The organism is Bacillus sp. JJ1532, assembly GCF_036965085.1.
GTDB lineage: Bacteria > Bacillota > Bacilli > Bacillales > Cytobacillaceae > Cytobacillus.
This window is the reverse complement of sequence record NZ_JBALOW010000050.1, coordinates 1-297: the sequence shown is the minus strand read 5'-3', so window position 1 is coordinate 297 and position 297 is coordinate 1. Positions and strand designations below refer to the sequence as shown.

Here is a 297-nt window from a genome sequence, read left to right as displayed (position 1 = left end):
ATCATCGAAGTCGCTTCTTCTTCTTTCGAATTCATCTTCAAAGCGAGGCATAAATTCAACCTCCTTCCATTTCAGATGTTCTTTGAGAAAAAGGGACGATTACCTAAACTAACCGGCATTTTACAAGTTAATAGTTGTCTCACACAAAAAAAGCTCTCATACAATGATGAGGAAAGTGCAACCCACTAAGACCAAAATAAATCTACTGCCTCTGGTATCCGATTACTTTAGGAAAGAATAATTTTCTCTATGTATATATATTTTTTTTGACAAGATTTGATTGGACAAGCATCATAG

At 34.7% G+C, this 297-nt stretch carries 1 protein-coding gene; it reads left to right on the top strand.

The annotated features are described in order from the left end of the window. A partial coding sequence (locus tag V7122_RS17325) for a hypothetical protein (RefSeq protein ID WP_335527819.1) occupies positions 1-189 on the top strand: 189 nt, incomplete at its 5' end. Between the last annotated feature and the right edge of the window lie 108 nt (positions 190-297).